The following is a 17,237-nucleotide window of genomic DNA, read 5'->3' on the forward strand; positions in this document are numbered from 1 at the left end:
GGTTAACTAACCTCAAAATAGGAGAGTTATATGCCAGAATCACTTTCCGCTTTCGGGCTGGGGGGCGCAAAAGGCAGATACGTAAGTCTTTGCGCCCTTTATCTTTTTATTTACTACGGGCTTGGCGCTTTTGCTCCGCTCATTACGCAATACTACGAATCCATCCATCTAACCGGGACCCAAATTGGTCTCATCAGTGCAGTTGCGCCGATCGTTTCCATTGTGGCACAGCCGATGTGGGGTATGATCTGTGATCGCTTTCAAATTCGCAAAACTGTGCTGATTCTGACATTGACCATCACCGGGTTGGTGGGACTTCTCTTTACGGGTGTCTCTACCTTTGTCTACGTCTTCTTGCTCTACATCCTGTTGTCGTTTTTTCAAAGTGCCGTCGTTCCCATCTCAGATAGCTTGGCTCTCGGTTATGCCAAGGGACATGGCATTCAGTTTGGCGACATTCGCTTGTGGGGAGCAATCGGCTTTGCGTTAGCGGCGTTCATCACCGGTCTTCTCGTTGAGCAGTGGGGGCCACATGTTCTTTTTTACTCGTTTTGCTTGGCGTTTCTGATTGCCATTCTGTTTCTTCAGAAGGTTCCGGAAGAAGTGACAGAGGCTTCGCGGTTTCGTGTCAGTATGCTTGCGGGGATAAGGGATTTGGCCCGAATTCCGCGATTTGCGTTGTTTTTGATTTCATCCTTTTGCATGATGGGCTCAGTAAACGCCAATAATATTTGGTTTTCCCTGTTTTATCAGGATATCGGAGGGACCGTTGCCGGAATCGGTCTTGCCTTCTTGTTGTTTGCAGGCAGTGAGGCTCCTTTTATGAAGCTGGCGGGTTATATTGTCCGCAGGTGGGGATTGGAGCTGACGCTCTTGCTATCTGCGATTTTTTGCGCAATGCGCTGGTTCTGGTATAGCTCAGCTCCAAGTACCACTGCCGTGATTGCCATGTTCTTTGTCCAGGGGATTTCAGTAGGTTTTTATTTGGCAACAGCGGCCCAATTTGTGCGCGAAAATACGCCCGCATCCCTTCAGGTGACGGCGCTGGCCATCTTCTTTTCAGTGGGAGGCGGGCTTGGTTCGATGTTTTGCAATTTAGTAGCAGGGTGGATGAAAGATTCGTTTTCGGTGCTAGCCATTTATTTGTTTTTTGGAATCATCACTACGATCGGGATCATTCCTCTGCTCATGATAAAATTCGGACGGTGGAAGCAAATCTCACCAGACGAAGAAGTGCAAGCCTAGTCAATGACGAGCATGCCTTGGAAGCCTGTTTCCGGATAGCCAGGTGCGTCTGATACGAAATGATACCGACCGCGTTTGGCGGCTGAAAACTGTAAGAGAGTCGATTGGGTTGGCTTCAATTCTGTGGATGTAAGATTCAGATCACGAATGGATAGATTGTGAGGGCGCGTATCGGTGTTGACGATCATCAACGAGACGCGCTCTCCTTCGTGTGCAGTCAATTGATTGGGCACAAAGCCAGCGCTAGAAATCGTAACGGTATGTGTCCGCGTCGCGACAGCGTACGAAGCGGGCAGGCGGTGGTGATGATGTGTCCAAAGTAGCGTTAATGTCACAGCCAGAGCGATGAGTGGATAACGAAGCTGCCGATACCAGTGACGAGACATTGTGCTTTCAACTCCTTTGAGGACCATAGCATGGGAAGTTACTATTATCCTGTCCCCGGAGTGAGGGGGATAAACACTTTTTCCCTATTCGATTGAAGAAGGGGTGGAAAAACGTATGAAAAAAATCGTTTCGGGTATGATCAGCTTTTGTATGGCCGCAACTGTTGATGATTGATTCAACAGCCTTTTTTTATTTTGTATTTTTTGTAACCTTTTGCTATTTCTTACGATTAATTAACGTTGAAAAAAATACGGGAGGATGTACATGATGAAAAAGCTGAATAAAGTGATTTTTTCAGTAACAACTGCAACTCTACTTGCTACTACGCCAATCCATCTGACGAATAATGGTCAAGTGCTTGCGGAGGAGAGCAAGGCAAAGGAGCTTACACCTGAATGGAAAGTGAAGGTAGAGCTTGCAATCCAAAAGGTAAAGGAAAGGCTGCCGTATTTAGCCGATTTTTCTTACAGTACGCTAGAGATTTTAGAAAAAGATGATGGAAGGAATCGCATCAAAATCACCTTACAAACATCCAAAGAGAAGAAGAAGCCGTCATTCAGACTGTATTTGGATGAACAAGGGAATCCAGATACGTTTAAGTACGATGAGGAGTTTCCTGAAGAAGAAAGACCCAAGATTGAACATGACAAAGTAAAGAGTAAGGCAACAGATTTTATGAAACAATGGTATGGTCCAGATATGGGCGGCTTTGCCTATAACCCTAACTATTCACAGGACAACGACGAGGCCCATTTTACAAAACTGGTAAACGGACTTCCGTATCTGAATATCAATGTTCGTCTAACTGTAAACAGCAAAGGAGAATTTATTTCGAAAGGATCAGGTTTACATAATCTTGGAGACGATGCACCCGCCTTGGAAAATATGAAGTTTTCTGATCCTAAGGAAGCCATATCCAAGGATCAGGCTGAAAAAGCCTTCGCCAAACACCTGAAGCTCTTTTATTTGAAACAGCCAGTAGAGAGATGGGACGAGAAAACGAAGAAATACTTGTATGGCTCTCCTACCTTACGCTACAAATCGGAATTCTCGGAATTTATCGATGCCAAAACAGGCAAGGAAGTTCCTGATTATGAAGGTTCGGGGAGTGCATATAACCCCATTGTCAGAGTGAATCCTGTCGGTAAGGAAGTAACCGTAAAGACGACAGAGGAAGCAGTAGCTATGTTCGCTGCTTTTGGGATCGAGAGCAAAGCTGAAAAAATAAAAGAAGGAGTTTCTGAAGATACGAAAGGTAAGAAATATACACATGAAATCAATAAAGACTTTGATGCTGAAATTGAAACGGAGGAAGAAACAGGACGATTCGTGAGCTACCGTGTGGTTGACAAGAGAAAGGGAGGAATAAAATTCCCTAAAGAAGATCCAAACGGAAAGAAATGGCTAACGCCAGAAGAATCGATGAAACTAGCTATTGCTGCGCTGGAAAAGTACGGACCAAAGCATTTAAAAGAAGTGATGCCAATTGGGACAGCAGAGTTTCAACAGAGAGGTGCTGTGCTGGGCTTCAAGTTTGCAAATGTGCACGAAGGGATTCCCGTTCTGGATGATGAGATTTTTATCAGAATAGACCGTATCACGGGAGAGGTGAAAGGTCTGCATATGGAGGATGTATCTTGGGAACCACTCATTCTGCCTGACCCCAAAAAAGCTGTATCACATGAGCAGGCGCTAAAGGAATACTTGAAAGTGCGTCCACTGGAGCTGCAATATCTCACACCGGATGCCAATATTTTGTCAGATAACCCAAGTTATCAACCCATTCTGGTGTACAGAACAGCCATATCCCTAGAGCACCGAGAAATTGATGCCCTAACCGGCAAATTTACTACTACAGGTGAAATTCATTACAATCCGTACTAAGACAGGAGGCTAACCCGTGCAGGAGGATATCGAGCAGCGGATTAGCGCGATCTATCATGCTCACTATCAGGACGTTTACTACTTTCTGCTCCATTTTACCGGCAACCAGAATGATGCCGAGGATTTGACGCAGGAGGTTTTTACGAGAGTGTTAAAAGGGCTGGCCGGATTTGATGGCAGAGTCACTCTGAAAACATGGCTCTTCTCCATTGCCAAGCATGCGGCGATCGACCAGCATCGCAAGCAGAAGGTCAAGTCCTTTTTCTCAGAAAACTGGCTGATGAAGCTGGCGACCAAGGAAGGGAGTCCGGAAAACGTCCTGACCAAGAGGGAAAACGTTCGTGAGCTGAAGCAAGCGATCCAAAAGCTAGCGCCCCATTATCGTCTGGTTCTGATTTTGCGCTGCATCGAGGAATACAGCGTCAAGGAGACGGCAGAAATCCTGGGTGTATCGGAATCCAAGGTGAAAGTAAACACCCATCGGGCATTAAAGCTGGTCAAAGAAATGATGGATGATACGGAGGAAGGGGGCTTTCTAAATGAGTGGGCTAGAGGATGAGAAGCTGACGGTCCAACTGCGAGGGTTAAGAAGGCAAGACCCACCCCCTCGTCAGGAATTTGTCACCTATTTGGATCAGACGTTGGTTAAACAGGCAAGGCAGATGAAGCAGAGGAAAAAAGTGGGCCGTATCTTGTCGATGACAGGAGGTGCAGCTGCAACTGTCGTACTGGCTCTCTTGGTAGCTGTGCCTGACGGAAAAGAAGCACCAGATGGGACTAGCAGTGTACGTACGGAGCAGCGTGCAGAGAATGCGCCTTTACTGGCAAAAGAGAAGGACATACCGGAGCAAAGGAATATTCCTCTTGTTGCCGAGCAGCGGAAAATAAGCCAGGTGAAAGAACAGCCCAAACAGAAAGAACAGAGTGTCATTACGCAATCACAATCGCTCCCAAAAACGGCAACCACGGCAAGCAATACGCCGACGCTGTCTGTGGAGCAATATATGAAGCAGAAATTAGGCGATAAGAGTAAGCAATATCAACTCGCTTCTAACCATCAGGAAAAAGATACGGCTGTTTTTCAACGCGTGATTAACGGTATACCGTTCGCCGACAGTGTCGTGAAGGTTCACTTGGAGTCAGATGGATCACCAGCGGGTATGGTCATTGAGGAGAATCTCGATGCAGAAGCGGATCTCTCGATATTCCCCAACCCGGAAAAGGCAATTTCCAAAGAGGAAGCAGTACAAAGGCTGACAGCCAGTTTGAAGCAAGAAGAAGTAGCGACTTTTGCAGGCTATATCAACGCATTGAACGGGGAAGTCCTCGATCGTCGCTTTCAGAGCGTGGCAGCAACTGGTAGCTATAGCTTCATCCCGATTCAGGCACAAGGTAAGCTGCTCATGGCCAACTCGGATGAGGAGATAGCCACTCTGATCCAAAAAGAGTTCGGTGTAGGTATCGAAGAGGTTAACCGTCCATTATCAACAGAAGAACACGACTCGTACATGGAATATACGTGGAAAATGACAGATGCTACTTATCTCACTGCGAGGTTTGCCAAGAAATCTGGTCAACTGCTGGCGTATCGGATGAGAACAAATACGGAGTCACATACTTCCCCGGATCTGTCCCAAGCAGAAGCAGCCCAAATCGGTGCCAAAAAACTGGCGTACTATTTGCCAAGACAAATCACGCAGCTTGCAATGGAGGGCTCGGCGGTGGAAGACTCAGCAATCAGGCTAGACTTCATTGCCATTACACAAGGAGCATTAGCGGAGAGTCACAAGTATAAGGTTTGGGTGGATAGCACCAGCAGACAGGTAGTAGGCCTGGAAGGGAATTTTTCAGAGATAGGCGAGTCATCTACAGAGCCTAACAAGGGGAATAGTCCCTCACTGGAACTGCTTTATGTTTGGCCGGAATTTAACGGAAAACGGACGCCAGCACCCTATCTGGTGTACCAGGTGAAACAATAAAACGACCGGGCTGCCTATTTGTTCCAGACCATCTCAACTTTTTGAGTGGTCTTGTTTTTTTGTTATGTATTATGCTGTAGATGCGAGGTGAACGAGAGGAGTGACAGCAGTATCAGCAGTGAAATTATCCGCGGTCATATCGATACGATTATTCTTCGTGTCCTGTGTGACGGCGATAACTATGGGTACGAAATCATCAAAGCCATTTTCAAAAACAGCGACGGTCGCTACGAACTGAAAGAGCCCTCTTTGTATACCAGTTTGAAAAGTGTAGAAGGGCTAACGTTGCCGTATCATATGCGCTGCCTTTTCTCTCCATCCTTATACCACTGTGGCTCCACGCCATACCGCGACTTATTTTGAATTACGATGTAGGGGAAGGTGACGTCATTGCGAAATAAAATCATACTTGCCTTGGTTCTTATCGGGGTTGTCCTGTTCATGGTCATTCAGATCATGATTATCCCGGAGAACGAAGCTCAATCCGAGCAATATCAATTGGCTCAGCAAAGCCCGCTGACTCACGATTTGGAATCTATTTTGCCATACAAAAACAAATACATGGGCGCTACTTCGAATCTGGTCATGTTCAATCATCTGCCGTTGGATCAGCTCAAGAGAACCTTTCAGCTTCGTCCGGAGAAGTTTACGATTGAGATCCATTACGAGGACAAGACGACCGATGTCGAGGCAAAATTGTTCAAGCAAGCGATGCTGTATAACTCCGTGTCAGCCTTTGCGCTGGTAGACAATTTGCAAACAATCGAATATCGTTTTTCAGATACTACGATTGTTGCCGCACGAGTTGCTATTCAAGGTCTCTTCGGTGAGGATTTGGCATCGCTGTTGACAAAAGAAAAGTGGAAGACAGGTGTGCAGGACAAGTTGCGGGATGACCAATTTGTTGAAGAGGGAATGATGGAAATAGAGCGTATATAGTCAGTCATCTGAAGCCAAACTCCTTGGAGGTTACTTTACAAAATGGAGAGTCTTACTTGGGCTTTCCATTAAGATAAAAGAAAAAAGGGGCGAGCCTGATACTCGTCCCTTTTGCTTTTAGATAAATACGTGTAGCAACAAATACGTTGCTGCAGCGAGCAAGGCAGAAATCGGAAGCGTAATAAACCAGGTGATCACGATGCGTTTGGCAACGCCCCAATTGACGCTTTTTAGCCGTTTGGCTGCACCGACCCCCATGATCCCGGAAGAGATGACGTGGGTTGAGCTAACAGGCAAGCCTAACTGCGTAAAGGTAAAAATGATCGAAGACGAGGTGAGATCGGCAGTGGCCCCATTAATCGGTTCAATCTTGGTGATTTTGCCCCCGACCGTCTTGATGATTTTCCAGCCTCCGACAGAGGTTCCCAATCCCATCGCGAGGGCACAAATGAACTGCACCCAGAAAGGAATCGTGCTCGTATCTGCATGCAGGTCTGCGGCTACAAGCGCGAACACGATAATGCCCATCGCTTTCTGTGCGTCATTCGTTCCATGCGTAAAGGATTGCAGGGCCGCCGTGAAAATTTGAAAGAGGCGAAAACCCCGATTGACCTTGGTGGGGGGAACCATGACCCGACTGAAAATGAAATAGACCAAATTCATCATGAGATAAGCGGCAACCAGCGCGATAACCGGTGACAAAATGAGCGCCTGGAATATTTTTAAAAAACCAGCCCAATTGATCTGCGCGCTCCCGGCGGAAGCGAGGACAGCACCTACGAGTGAGCCGATGAGAGCGTGAGACGAACTGCTGGGGATACCGTACCACCACGTAATCAAATTCCAAAGGATCGCAGCCAGGAGAGCAGCCATGACCACAAGCACACCGAATTCCAACTTGGCTGGATCGGCGATATCTCCACCGATTGTTTTCGCGACCCCGGTAAATGTCAGGGCACCGATAAAATTCATGATAGCCGCCAGGCCAATGGCAATCTTAGGCGGGAGAGCTTTGGTGGATACGGTGGTTGCAATGGCATTGGCTGTATCATGAAATCCGTTGATAAAGTCAAAGGAAACAGCCAGGATAATAACCGCAATAACAAGAGGAAGGCTCGTATGCATGAAAGTAGGTCTCCTTGGTTTAAGAGTTGCCCATGATCACGGATTCCATCGCATCGGCGACATCCTCGCAATGATCCATGACATCTTCCAGCACTTCGTAAACCTCTTTGAGCTGCATGATGTGAATCGGATCGCTTGAGGTCTTGAACAATTGCCTGATGCTCCCCCTCACCAATTCATCCCCTTCGCTTTCCAAATCGTTAATGCGGATGATGTACTCCTTCATATCGGCCAGCTTTTGCTTTTGGAGTAGTTCGATGGCGAGAAGAATTTGCTTGGTAGCGTCTTCGATGAGTTGACCGAATCTCACCATCGTTTCATCTGCTTCTATGATGTCGTACATATAGAGCCTCGAAGCGCAAAACTCCAATCCATCCAGCACATCATCCAGCTTGACGGCAAGGTCCAGGACGTCCTCACGCTCGATGGCGGTAATAAATGTTTTGTTGATTTGCACGATGATTTCATGGATAAGCTTGTCGCCTTTTGTTTCGTACTCCTTCATCTCTGTAGAAAAGGTTTTGACAGTCTCTAATGAAGTAATCTTGTATTCATTAAAATAGATCGCTGTTTGATGTACATTTTTCGCAATCTCATACAAATCATCCAAGAGTGCGTCCGATTTGGTAAAAAGCATAAACAAACCTCCACTTCAAAAACCCGAATAGGAGTATTTTGAGTGGAGGAGGTGGGGATTATGCACTTTTTCACTAACTCTTTACGTTAAGAGTAATTGGGCTGCCATATAGGCGGCCACTCCCCACATAATCACAGCTGAAACCATGTTGAGGCCGCGCTGCAATTTTCCAGAACGGTCCAATCGTCCTGCCGTGCGACCAGCTACGGAAAGGCCAAAAAACCAGAGGCAGGATACGAGGATACAGGAAATCGTAAAGCCCCATTTTTCTGTTCCGGTATAACTGAGTGAACTGGTGCCGATCACGCCGATCGTATCGAGAATCGCATGCGGGTTCAACAGGGAGACAGAGGCAGCAAACATGATCTGTTTTTTGGCCGAAAAGCGCTCTTTTTCTTCATCCTCCGTATTTGGACGGCTGCGCCAAGTTAAATACCCCATGTACACCAAAAAGAAGAAGCCGACGATATACAGAACCGTTTTCAGCCATGTGACTGTCAATACGACCAAAGAGACTCCCAATACCGCCAATAAAATGAGCAGCGTATCACAGAGTGCCGCAGTCAGTACGACAGGCATGGCGCGAAGTAATGTAGGTTGTAGAGCCCCCTGATTAAAAACGAAAACATTTTGTGCGCCGAGCGGTAAAATAAGTCCAAAAGCAAGCACAAAACCGTGCAAAATCGCTTCCAGCATGATCATTTCCTCCCCGTTTCTCTCTCGATACAAAGGCCATCTGCATTACTGTCATTATTCACGGTTGTGAATCCGTTGTCTCCAGCCAATTGGTTTACATCCAAACCAACCAATTTGTACAATGATAAAACAAGGAGGAATGTGCCTGTGCTGACGATAGACTGGAAGCCTGACAAATCATCTGACATCCCGATCTACGCGCAGATCGTGGCTTATATTAAGGGGAAAATCGCAGGCGGTGAATGGCCGATCAATAGTAAATTGCCAACACAAAGAGCGTTAGCGCAAGCCTTTGATGTAAACCGCAGTACGGTGGTGACGGCGTTGGAAGAGCTAAAAGCGGATGGATTCATTGAAGCGACAGTAGGCAGTGGCTCCGTCGTTAGCAACAACACATGGTCCTTATTGACGACCGCCCCTCCACCCAATTGGCTAGGCTACGTTCAGGCAGGGGCGCATCTCCCCAACTCGCCGACGATTCAGGATATCAATCGTTATGAGCCAGACCCGAGGTACATTCGCTTGGGGACAGGGGAGCTTTCGCCGAGCTTGATTCCAGTTGCGGAGATGGAAGAGGTCATGGCTAGCTTGCAGGGCAGAATGACTCATCTCGGATATTCGGAGCCAAAAGGGCTGTTGCCTTTGCGCCAGGCGATCAGCGATCATTTGCGGAGCAGGGGGATCGAAGCTTCTCCGGCTTCTATTTTGATCGTTTCGGGGGCCCTTCAAGCTTTGCAGTTGATATCGATTGGCATCCTTCACCGTGGATCTGCCATCTTGCTCGAACAGCCTTCGTATTTATTCTCACTGCCTTTGTTTCAATCCTCGGGAATGCGTCTGGTTGGTGTGCCGATGGATGCGGAAGGAATCTCTCCCCAAGTGCTAGCGAGACAAAAACAGGCGCATAACGCGGCACTGCTCTATACGATTTCGGCTTACCACAATCCGACGGGGATTAGCCTATCAGAGAATCGAAGGGAGCAAGTCCTGGCTGCCTGTGAGCGGGAGAGACTGCCTGTATTGGAAGACGATGTTTATGGAGAATTGTGGTTAGATGAGCCGGGGGCCTTGCCGTTGAAAGCGAGGGATCAGAGCGGGTTAGTCTTGTATTTGGGCAGCTTGTCCAAAACACTCAGTCCGGGGCTGCGGATTGGCTGGATTGTAGGGCCAGAGCCTGTCATTGAACGCCTCGCGGATGTGAAAATGCAAACGGACTACGGAGCAAGTGCTATTTCCCAATGGGTGGCGACAGAATGGCTCACAAGCGGGAGATATTCCCGGCATCTGGATCAGCTAAGAGCGGCACTGCGACACAGAAGGGACAGGATGTGTGAATGGCTTGCCCGCTGGTTTGACGATTTGGCAGATTGGCGTATTCCACATGGCGGTTTTTATATTTGGCTGCGTCTGCATCAGGCGGTTTCGATGCGCAAGCTTTTTACAGAAGCACTGGCAAAAGGTGTCCTGTTAAACCCCGGCTTTGTTTATGATCATACGGATAGTCATCATCTTCGCTTGTCCTACGTGTACGCAGAGGAAGCCGACATGGAAAAGGCGCTGTTTGTATTATCACAGCTTCTGCGTGGCAGGAGATAATGAGAAGAAGACACCTGTGTTATGTCAGGTGTCTTCCGTTATTTCAGTGGTAGGGGAACTGCGTGGAGTACCCGCTATACTGCTGATAAGCTTGTTGCAGTTGTTGCTGCTGGGCAGCTTCCAGCTTGTACCATCCCTTTTGGAACATGAGATTGAAAGCATCGCGTGCTGACTGATGGGTTTCATTCAAAATTTGCAGCATGTCATCATAAAGCTGCTGATGGCTGGCTTCACGAACGGCGACGTTAAAGTTATCTGTCAAGTATTTGCAGGTAGCCAGACAGTCGTTGAGGTAGTCACGATCGTTCATTTGCGGACCTTTTACTTGTGGCAGCTGACCGGATTGCGGATTGGCGATCTGGTTTTGGTTTGGCATCCCGATTCCTCCCTTATTGCATTTGATGTTGTGGTTGGGATTGCTGTTGCTGTTGCTGGGACTGTGTCTGCGGAAGGGTCGCCATTACTGCGGTGTTGTTGTTTTGCAGGTGACTCAGCAGTTTTTGGTAGTGTCGCTGGTGCATTTGTCCTTGCTGCTCCAGACATTGCTTGACCTGAGGATCAGTAGCCTGCTGTGCGAAAGCATGCAGCTTTTTGAAAGCGATCAGTTCCCATGACAAAGCATCCTTGAGGTAGCTCAAGTCCTTCGTCGAGATGACCTTGGGAGGTTCGGGAATCGGTGCTTGTGTAAAGGGCTTGGAAGACAGGATGGATGGCATCGGGTTGCTCCTTTCAGATGGAATCATGTATAGGATAAGCAACAAGTGAGGATGTAACCCCTGAGGATTGCAGCCAAAAAAAATCCGGTCGCAAAGGACCGGATCAGGATAGCTCCAAGGAAGAAACGACGATGTCGATGCTGGCAGGAGCGATATTGAGACAATATTGAGCTTCTTTGTACAACGTAGATTGAAGTGCATAGATAAGTGCTGGAATATTTGTCAGGTAAGGCAGTTTAAGAGCAATCGAAGCCTGAAACCGAGGCAAATCCTCAAAGCTGGAGACGATTTTGACTACATGATGGACCTCGTCAAACTGGTCGCAGGCCGCTTGCACGATTTTTCGTAACACCTGAGGATGAATCATGATGCGTCCGCCTGAAAACGGAGGATGAACCACGGTTGTTTCCCCAATGACTTCTTTTTTCGAGCTGAAAATCTGTTGGGCAGAAGAGATGAGGAGCTGGAGGAAATCTTTTTCTACCTCCACACGCGGAATCGGTATTGTGTGCTTGCCCATTGTTTCCCTTACGTAGCGGGCAGCCTCGATTTCCTGAGGAGGCTTGATGGATTCAATCGGGATGAAGTCCACCTGAAAAGGCAAATGCAGGGCTTCGACGATACGACCAATCATCCGCTGCGAAGTTCCTAATACGAGTAGTCGGCTTGGTTGAATCTCGCCAAGACTTTGTCGGACTTCTTCAGCGTGCTCCTTATAATGAAAAATAGCTCGTTTTACCGCCTGAATTTTTGTCTTCTCATATTTGGCAGAGGTTCCGGCCACCTTGCGTCCCTGGTAAATCAGGATGCCATCATCAATAATGGCGTCGATGTTCATTCGGTGAGCAAGTTCTAATGCACTGGTGCTTTTTCCTGTTCCACTGGTGCCGTACAAGGCGTAAATTTCCATGGGACCTCCTTCGTCATTTTTCTCGACTATGCTTGATCTTTTTTATTATACATGACAAGGAAGGGGGACAAAACGACTTTACTGATATTGTGCCCCCATCTCCCGCGATCTTTCCGCAGCACGAAGAATGGCTGCAGTGACGGCTTCCTGGAATTGATAGGCTTCCAATACTTCCAGTCCTGCCTGGGTCGTTCCACCCGGACTCGTTACTTTTTGGCGGAGAATGGAAGGCTCTTCGCGTGTATCGAGCAGCATATGTGCCGCGCCAATCACGGTTTGCAGTGTTAATTGGCGTGCCATTTCCCGATCCAGTCCCGCTGTGGCACCCGCCCCCATCATGGCTTCGACCAAATAGTAAATGTAAGCAGGACCGCTTCCAGACAATCCAGTAATGATATCCAGCTCTTCCTCGGCGACTTCATATACGGTGCCAATTGCTTCGAAAAGTTTGGTAGCCAGTTCGCGGTGCTCTTCCTGGACAAAAGGATTCGCACACATTCCTGTAGCAGACAGACCAACCGCAGACGATGTATTGGGCATTGTGCGGATGATCGGGCACTCTGCACCGACCCACTGTCCGATCAAGCTGGTAGAGACGCCAGCGACCACCGAAATGATCAATTGGTCAGAACGAACGACCCCACGTAAATCCTGCAAAGCCTCTGCTGCATCCTTCGGCTTGATGGCCAAAATCAAAATATCGGAAGAGCGGACTACGTCAAATTTGTCCTGGGCAGCAGTTACCCCGTAGTCATTTGCCAACTGCTCCAAACGCTCCATGTTGTTGCGGTTGGTGACGGAAATACGCTCAGAAGGGAGTAAGCCTTTCTTTACGATACCGGAAAGCATGGCCTCCACGATCGAGCCTGCACCGAGAAAGCCGATCCGCCCTTCTGTAATCGCTGTTGTTTGGTTACTCATGGTGATTCCCTCCCTTTGGACTATCGAATTTGGCCGTTTCCGCGTACGACATACTTGTAAGAAGTGAGTGCTGGCAAGCCCATTGGCCCACGAGCGTGAAGCTTTTGCGTGCTGATGCCGATCTCCGCACCAAAGCCGAATTCTCCACCATCTGTAAAGCGGGTAGAGGCGTTGTGATACACCGCTGTGGCATCGATCGCAGTCAAAAACTGACGGGCTGTGATTTCATCTTCCGTTACGATTGCCTCGGAATGGCCGGAAGTATGCGCTGTAATATGGTCAATGGCCTCGCCCAAGCTATCGACAGTGCGAACCGCCAGAATCAGCGCAGAGTATTCCGTATCCCAGTCCTCTGATGTAGCATGGTGCAATTGAGCGGCTAGGTCGGAATGCAGCTCTATCGTACGCTCACAAGCACGGAGCTCAACGCCCTTCGCCAGGAGTTTTTGAAGCAAGGCACGTTGGTTTTCCTGTAGCCAGCTGCGGTGTACGAGCAGTGTTTCGGCAGCATTGCAGACGGCAGGCCGACTTGTTTTGGCATTGATCACGATGCTTTCAGCCATGTCATATTGAGCGGCTTCATCCACATAAATGTGGCAGTTGCCAACGCCTGTTTCGAGTACAGGAACGCTTGCGATTTGCAGAACCCGCTGGATCAATCCTGCGCCACCCCGAGGGATGATGACATCGACGAGACCATTGGCGGTGCACAAGTAATCGACAGAGGCATGTTCGGCAAAAGGCAAGTACTGCACCGCTTCCGCGTCAAGTCCGGTCGCAGTGAGCGCTTGACGAATGCTAGTCACCAATGCGAGATTGCTGTGAACAGCGCTGTGGCTGCCGCGCAAGACGATCGCATTGCCTGTTTTGATAGCGATAGCTGCTGCGTCTACGGTGACGTTCGGTCTGGCTTCGTACACCATTCCAATGACACCGAGAGGGACGCGGATTTGTTCGATGAAAAGTCCGTTTGGCCGTGTCCATGAGTCGATCCGTTCCCCGACCGGATCATCGAGGGATACCAGTTGTGCCAGGCTATCCACGAGCTGTGCAATTCGCTCCGGCGTCAACAGGAGACGATCCAGATAGGAGGCAGGCTGACCATCTGCTTCCGCGAGGGCGATGTCCTTGGCGTTTTCTGAGAGAATGACGGTCTCATCAGCCAGCAGCTGGTTGCCGATTGCGACGAGCACCTGGTCTTTTGCTTTGCGAGAGAGTATTGCCATTTTTCGTGAAGCCTGTTTGGCCAGGCTCATTTGTGCATGCACTTTTTCCTTCAAGCTTTCCATGGTTACTCCAACTCCTTTTTCTATCTGCATGGATTGTTTAGATGACAGGCGTCCATTCATCGCGATGTATAACAGTACCGCTGTGTCGCGTTACGTTATCAGGGGAAAGAAAATCACTTAACTGTGCTGCAGTGAATCTGCTGATACCGCGACCGATCAACGTACCCTCACAGTAAACCTCGATTACCTCACCTTGCTCGAACATGCCGGATACATCGCGGACACCTGCCAAGAGCAAGCTTTTGCTGTTTTCCAAAATCGCTTCCGCTGCCCCGCTATCAACCGTGATTTTTCCGCGGGTAGGGGAGTGAAGCGCAATCCATTGCTTGCGTGTAGGAACGCCGTTCGTTGTAGGTGCTTCTGGATGGTAGTTGACGTAGGTGCCATTCCCGTTGCCAGTGAGGACCTCCAGCAAATCCATGGTATTCGTCAATTTTCCGATAAAGCTCGGAATTCCTAATGATTGGGCGGTTTTGGCTGCGATCAGCTTGGAGCGCATACCGCCTGTTCCCAGTTGGGAAGCTCCGCCTGCAAGTGCCTCGATTTCGTCCGTCACACATTCGAGCCAGCCCATGTGTTTGGCATCCGCATGATAGCGCGGGTCTTTGTCGTATAAGCCATTCGTATCAGTCAGGATCATGTACAAATCGGCATGGACGAGACCAGCGACGAGAGCGCCAAGCATATCATTGTCTCCGAAGGTCAATTCCGCTACGGATACCGTGTCGTTTTCGTTAATGATTGGCAAAATGTTTTTATCCAATAGCAGTGACAACGTGGAGAATGCGTGCTGATACCGTTCCTTGTGAGAAAAGTCACCGCGTGTCAGCAAGATTTGCGCCACGCTGAAGTTATGGGCGCCGAACATTTGCGTATAGGTTTGCATCAACAAGCTCTGCCCGATGGCCGCGGCTGCCTGCTTGGCTGCCAAGGATCGCGGTCGCTGCTGATAGCCGAGACTTTGATAGCCGCTGGCGACAGCTCCCGAGGAGACTAAGACAACCTGATGACCCGCTTCACGCAATTGGCTGATAGCGGAGACGAGCAGCGACATTTTCGCCGGATCAACACCGCCTGTACCTGCTGCAATCGAACTGCTCCCCACCTTTACTACCAAACGCAATTTCCCCTTTTTCATGCGTAAAACCCCCTTCTTGCATACAAAAAAGCCCTCTCGTCTCTTTGATAAGGACGAAAGGGCTTGATAACCTCACGCGGTACCACCTTATTTGACGTTTTGGACTGAAGGCATACTTCAGCCAAGAAACGCCCGGCTCTCTTTCTTTGATAACAGGTGAAAGAAACCTGTCCAGGTCTTCCCTGGATGCTCTGGGGTGGGTTCAAACCGATTCAAGGACGAAACCTCTCAGCCGGTGGATTTCGCTCTCTGGACCTGAAGGGCGGTTTTACTATTCCCCGTCATTGCCGCTCACTATGTGCTTATTAATTCACTATTATTCGCTTGGTCCGCCAGAAATGTCAAGAGGCTTATTGAAATTGTTCATTCCCGTAAGCACCCATCCGTGATTTGATTTCGAACCGTTTGCTCTTTTGATCGCGCACGAGTCGGTAGCGAAGCGTGCGGTCAGAAGCAAAGGAGGAATCGGTTGCATCTTCCACGGTCACACTGAGTTCTCCATTGCTTTTTTGGACAGTCGTGTTTCGAACCGAGATCAAAGTCGGATAGTCGACACGGGGGATTGCTACGTATAGTTTTTCCTTTACCAGCTTGGTTGTCATGTTGTCGTACATGGCTTCTGCCATTGGGCGACTCCAAAAACGACCGAAGTAATCCGTTATCTTGTCTTTACTGTCGAAGCGCTCAGGCAATTCGCGAAAGACAAGACCATCCTCAAACACAGTTTTTCCCTTCGCATTGTCCGCAGCAGCATAATATACATTTTCCAGTTGATGCTCGGCTTGCTTCAAAAAGAGGACGACATCCATTTTGTTATCGCCAAGCTTTTGGATGGCAGACTGCTTGGCAGGCTTGCTCTGTGTTTTGGCCTTGTTTTTTTCCTGCTCCTGCTTTACTTGCGTCATGCATCCTGTGACGAGCAAAGAGAGAGCGAGAATAAACATCCAGTTTTTCCAGTTGATTTTCATGGCACACCTCACTTGGGAGCAGTCGTATAACGTTAGCGTGTGTGTCAAAAAAGACAAATAGCCCAGTTAATATATGGATAGGGGTTGTCTGACTCTCGGATTATGTCTATCATGGAGAGAGTTGGACAGATCGAACGATTGAGGTGGAATATATGTTTGGGTTTGGCAAAAAAGCGAAGAAGCTGGACGGTATTGATGTTCTGATTATCAAAACCGAGGAAGCGAAAAATCGCAACTTTTATCAGGTTGCTTTTCCGAGCGTGGTAGCGAATGATATTTTGTCCATGCTGCAAAAATTGGAGAAATCAAAAATGAACAAGCAAGAATTCCTGGGGGAAATCGGCAGTTTTCGAATCGTGACCCACTTGGAAGCCTTGACTAGTTTTGAAATTTTGGATGAGGCTGACATGGAGGCACATCCGGTACAGATTCAAGACTTTGCCAACATGCTTCTGCGTCGTTTGGAAGCGTTGGAGGAAAGTGGCAAGTTCGGCGAAAGCGAAGATTTAGCATTCATCATGGGTGAATTGACTATGCTGCGTGATGGCAGTTTTGTACCACAAGACTAAATTATGAGAGCCGTAGGGATAACCGACGGCTTTTTTTCTTTTCCCACTGGTAATAGGCCTTATGGCAGGAGGCCTAGTCGTCCTCGCCAGTTTTTCTTTAGGGATATCCATGATAGGGACCTCTCTTGGGATTATCGTCCTGTTCACTCTCATCAACATTTTCTTATATCGACTGCTCGTGACCAAGGGACCAAGCTGGTTAGAGCAGATTGAAGGATAGTCAGCGCATAGAGAAAAA

General features: G+C 48.4%; 18 protein-coding genes and 1 pseudogene. 8 read left to right on the plus strand and 11 right to left on the minus strand.

Going from position 1 to position 17,237, the window contains the following annotated elements:
- Nucleotides 1-30 precede the first annotated feature (30 nt).
- Entirely contained in the window at nt 31-1,245 is a 1,215-nt protein-coding gene (locus EL268_RS04480; protein WP_106656232.1) for an MFS transporter, read from the plus strand.
- On the opposite strand, the gene EL268_RS04485 is transcribed toward EL268_RS04480, so the two are convergent.
- Nucleotides 1,242-1,631 (minus strand): cupredoxin domain-containing protein, encoded by a 390-nt coding sequence (locus tag EL268_RS04485; RefSeq protein ID WP_106656233.1) that lies wholly within the window; start codon nt 1,629-1,631, stop codon nt 1,242-1,244. The genes EL268_RS04480 and EL268_RS04485 overlap by 4 nt on opposite strands.
- 265 nt (nt 1,632-1,896) lie before the next feature.
- On the opposite strand from EL268_RS04485, the gene EL268_RS04490 reads away from it, so the two are divergent.
- The 5 genes and pseudogenes from EL268_RS04490 (at nt 1,897) to EL268_RS04510 (ending at nt 6,434) form a co-directional block, all read left to right on the plus strand.
- Nucleotides 1,897-3,516 carry a hypothetical protein gene (locus EL268_RS04490; RefSeq protein WP_106656234.1) on the plus strand — a complete coding sequence of 540 codons (1,620 nt, stop codon included), beginning with the start codon at nt 1,897-1,899 and terminating at the stop codon, nt 3,514-3,516.
- Nucleotides 3,517-3,532: 16 nt separating this feature from the next.
- Nucleotides 3,533-4,075, plus strand: coding sequence for an RNA polymerase sigma factor (locus tag EL268_RS04495; RefSeq protein WP_015893149.1), 543 nt, complete (start codon nt 3,533-3,535; stop codon nt 4,073-4,075).
- On the plus strand, nt 4,056-5,495 hold the full coding sequence (locus EL268_RS04500; RefSeq protein ID WP_106656235.1) for a hypothetical protein: 1,440 nt from the start codon (nt 4,056-4,058) through the stop codon (nt 5,493-5,495). The genes EL268_RS04495 and EL268_RS04500 overlap by 20 nt, the downstream gene beginning before the upstream one ends.
- 87 nt (nt 5,496-5,582) lie before the next feature.
- Nucleotides 5,583-5,771 (plus strand): annotated as a pseudogene (locus EL268_RS04505) (PadR family transcriptional regulator); the annotation flags it as partial.
- 105 nt (nt 5,772-5,876) lie between these two features.
- Nucleotides 5,877-6,434, plus strand: coding sequence for a DUF4825 domain-containing protein (locus EL268_RS04510; protein WP_106656236.1), 558 nt, complete (start codon nt 5,877-5,879; stop codon nt 6,432-6,434).
- Between the two features lie 117 nt (nt 6,435-6,551).
- Here EL268_RS04510 and EL268_RS04515 read toward each other — a convergent pair whose 3' ends face one another.
- From EL268_RS04515 to EL268_RS04525, 3 genes are all read right to left on the minus strand, one after another.
- Nucleotides 6,552-7,559: an inorganic phosphate transporter gene (locus EL268_RS04515; RefSeq protein WP_106656237.1), complete on the minus strand. Its 1,008-nt coding sequence runs from the start codon at nt 7,557-7,559 to the stop codon at nt 6,552-6,554.
- A 19-nt stretch (nt 7,560-7,578) separates the two neighbouring features.
- On the minus strand, nt 7,579-8,196 hold the full coding sequence (locus EL268_RS04520; protein WP_106656238.1) for a DUF47 domain-containing protein: 618 nt from the start codon (nt 8,194-8,196) through the stop codon (nt 7,579-7,581).
- 81 nt (nt 8,197-8,277) lie between these two features.
- Nucleotides 8,278-8,892: a LysE/ArgO family amino acid transporter gene (locus EL268_RS04525; RefSeq protein WP_106656239.1), complete on the minus strand. Its 615-nt coding sequence runs from the start codon at nt 8,890-8,892 to the stop codon at nt 8,278-8,280.
- 147 nt (nt 8,893-9,039) lie between these two features.
- On the opposite strand from EL268_RS04525, the gene EL268_RS04530 reads away from it, so the two are divergent.
- Nucleotides 9,040-10,488, plus strand: coding sequence for an aminotransferase-like domain-containing protein (locus tag EL268_RS04530; RefSeq protein ID WP_106656240.1), 1,449 nt, complete (start codon nt 9,040-9,042; stop codon nt 10,486-10,488).
- A 43-nt stretch (nt 10,489-10,531) separates the two neighbouring features.
- On the opposite strand, the gene EL268_RS04535 is transcribed toward EL268_RS04530, so the two are convergent.
- The 7 genes from EL268_RS04535 to EL268_RS04565 all read right to left on the minus strand — a co-directional run bounded on the left by EL268_RS04535 (nt 10,532) and on the right by EL268_RS04565 (nt 16,430).
- Entirely contained in the window at nt 10,532-10,864 is a 333-nt protein-coding gene (locus EL268_RS04535; protein WP_106656241.1) for a spore coat protein, read from the minus strand.
- Between the two features lie 13 nt (nt 10,865-10,877).
- Entirely contained in the window at nt 10,878-11,204 is a 327-nt protein-coding gene (locus EL268_RS04540; protein WP_106656242.1) for a ferritin-like domain-containing protein, read from the minus strand.
- A 103-nt stretch (nt 11,205-11,307) separates the two neighbouring features.
- On the minus strand, nt 11,308-12,114 hold the full coding sequence (locus tag EL268_RS04545) for a hypothetical protein (RefSeq protein ID WP_106656243.1): 807 nt from the start codon (nt 12,112-12,114) through the stop codon (nt 11,308-11,310).
- 78 nt (nt 12,115-12,192) lie between these two features.
- A complete protein-coding gene (proC, locus tag EL268_RS04550) occupies nt 12,193-13,035 on the minus strand; it encodes a pyrroline-5-carboxylate reductase (protein ID WP_106656244.1) in 843 nt (280 codons plus the stop codon).
- A 20-nt stretch (nt 13,036-13,055) separates the two neighbouring features.
- Nucleotides 13,056-14,324, minus strand: coding sequence for a glutamate-5-semialdehyde dehydrogenase (locus EL268_RS04555; protein WP_106656245.1), 1,269 nt, complete (start codon nt 14,322-14,324; stop codon nt 13,056-13,058).
- Nucleotides 14,325-14,361: 37 nt separating this feature from the next.
- Nucleotides 14,362-15,462 (minus strand): glutamate 5-kinase, encoded by a 1,101-nt coding sequence (gene proB / locus EL268_RS04560; RefSeq protein WP_106656246.1) that lies wholly within the window; start codon nt 15,460-15,462, stop codon nt 14,362-14,364.
- Nucleotides 15,463-15,812: 350 nt separating this feature from the next.
- The gene (locus EL268_RS04565; protein WP_106656247.1) at nt 15,813-16,430 is read right to left on the minus strand and encodes a hypothetical protein; all 618 of its coding nucleotides are present in this window, start codon (nt 16,428-16,430) and stop codon (nt 15,813-15,815) included.
- 152 nt (nt 16,431-16,582) lie between these two features.
- On the opposite strand from EL268_RS04565, the gene EL268_RS04570 reads away from it, so the two are divergent.
- On the plus strand, nt 16,583-16,999 hold the full coding sequence (locus EL268_RS04570) for a hypothetical protein (protein ID WP_106656248.1): 417 nt from the start codon (nt 16,583-16,585) through the stop codon (nt 16,997-16,999).
- Nucleotides 17,000-17,237: the final 238 nt, after the last annotated feature.

Origin of the sequence: Brevibacillus brevis, assembly GCF_900637055.1 — a bacterium.
Taxonomy (GTDB): Bacteria; Bacillota; Bacilli; order Brevibacillales; family Brevibacillaceae; genus Brevibacillus; species Brevibacillus brevis.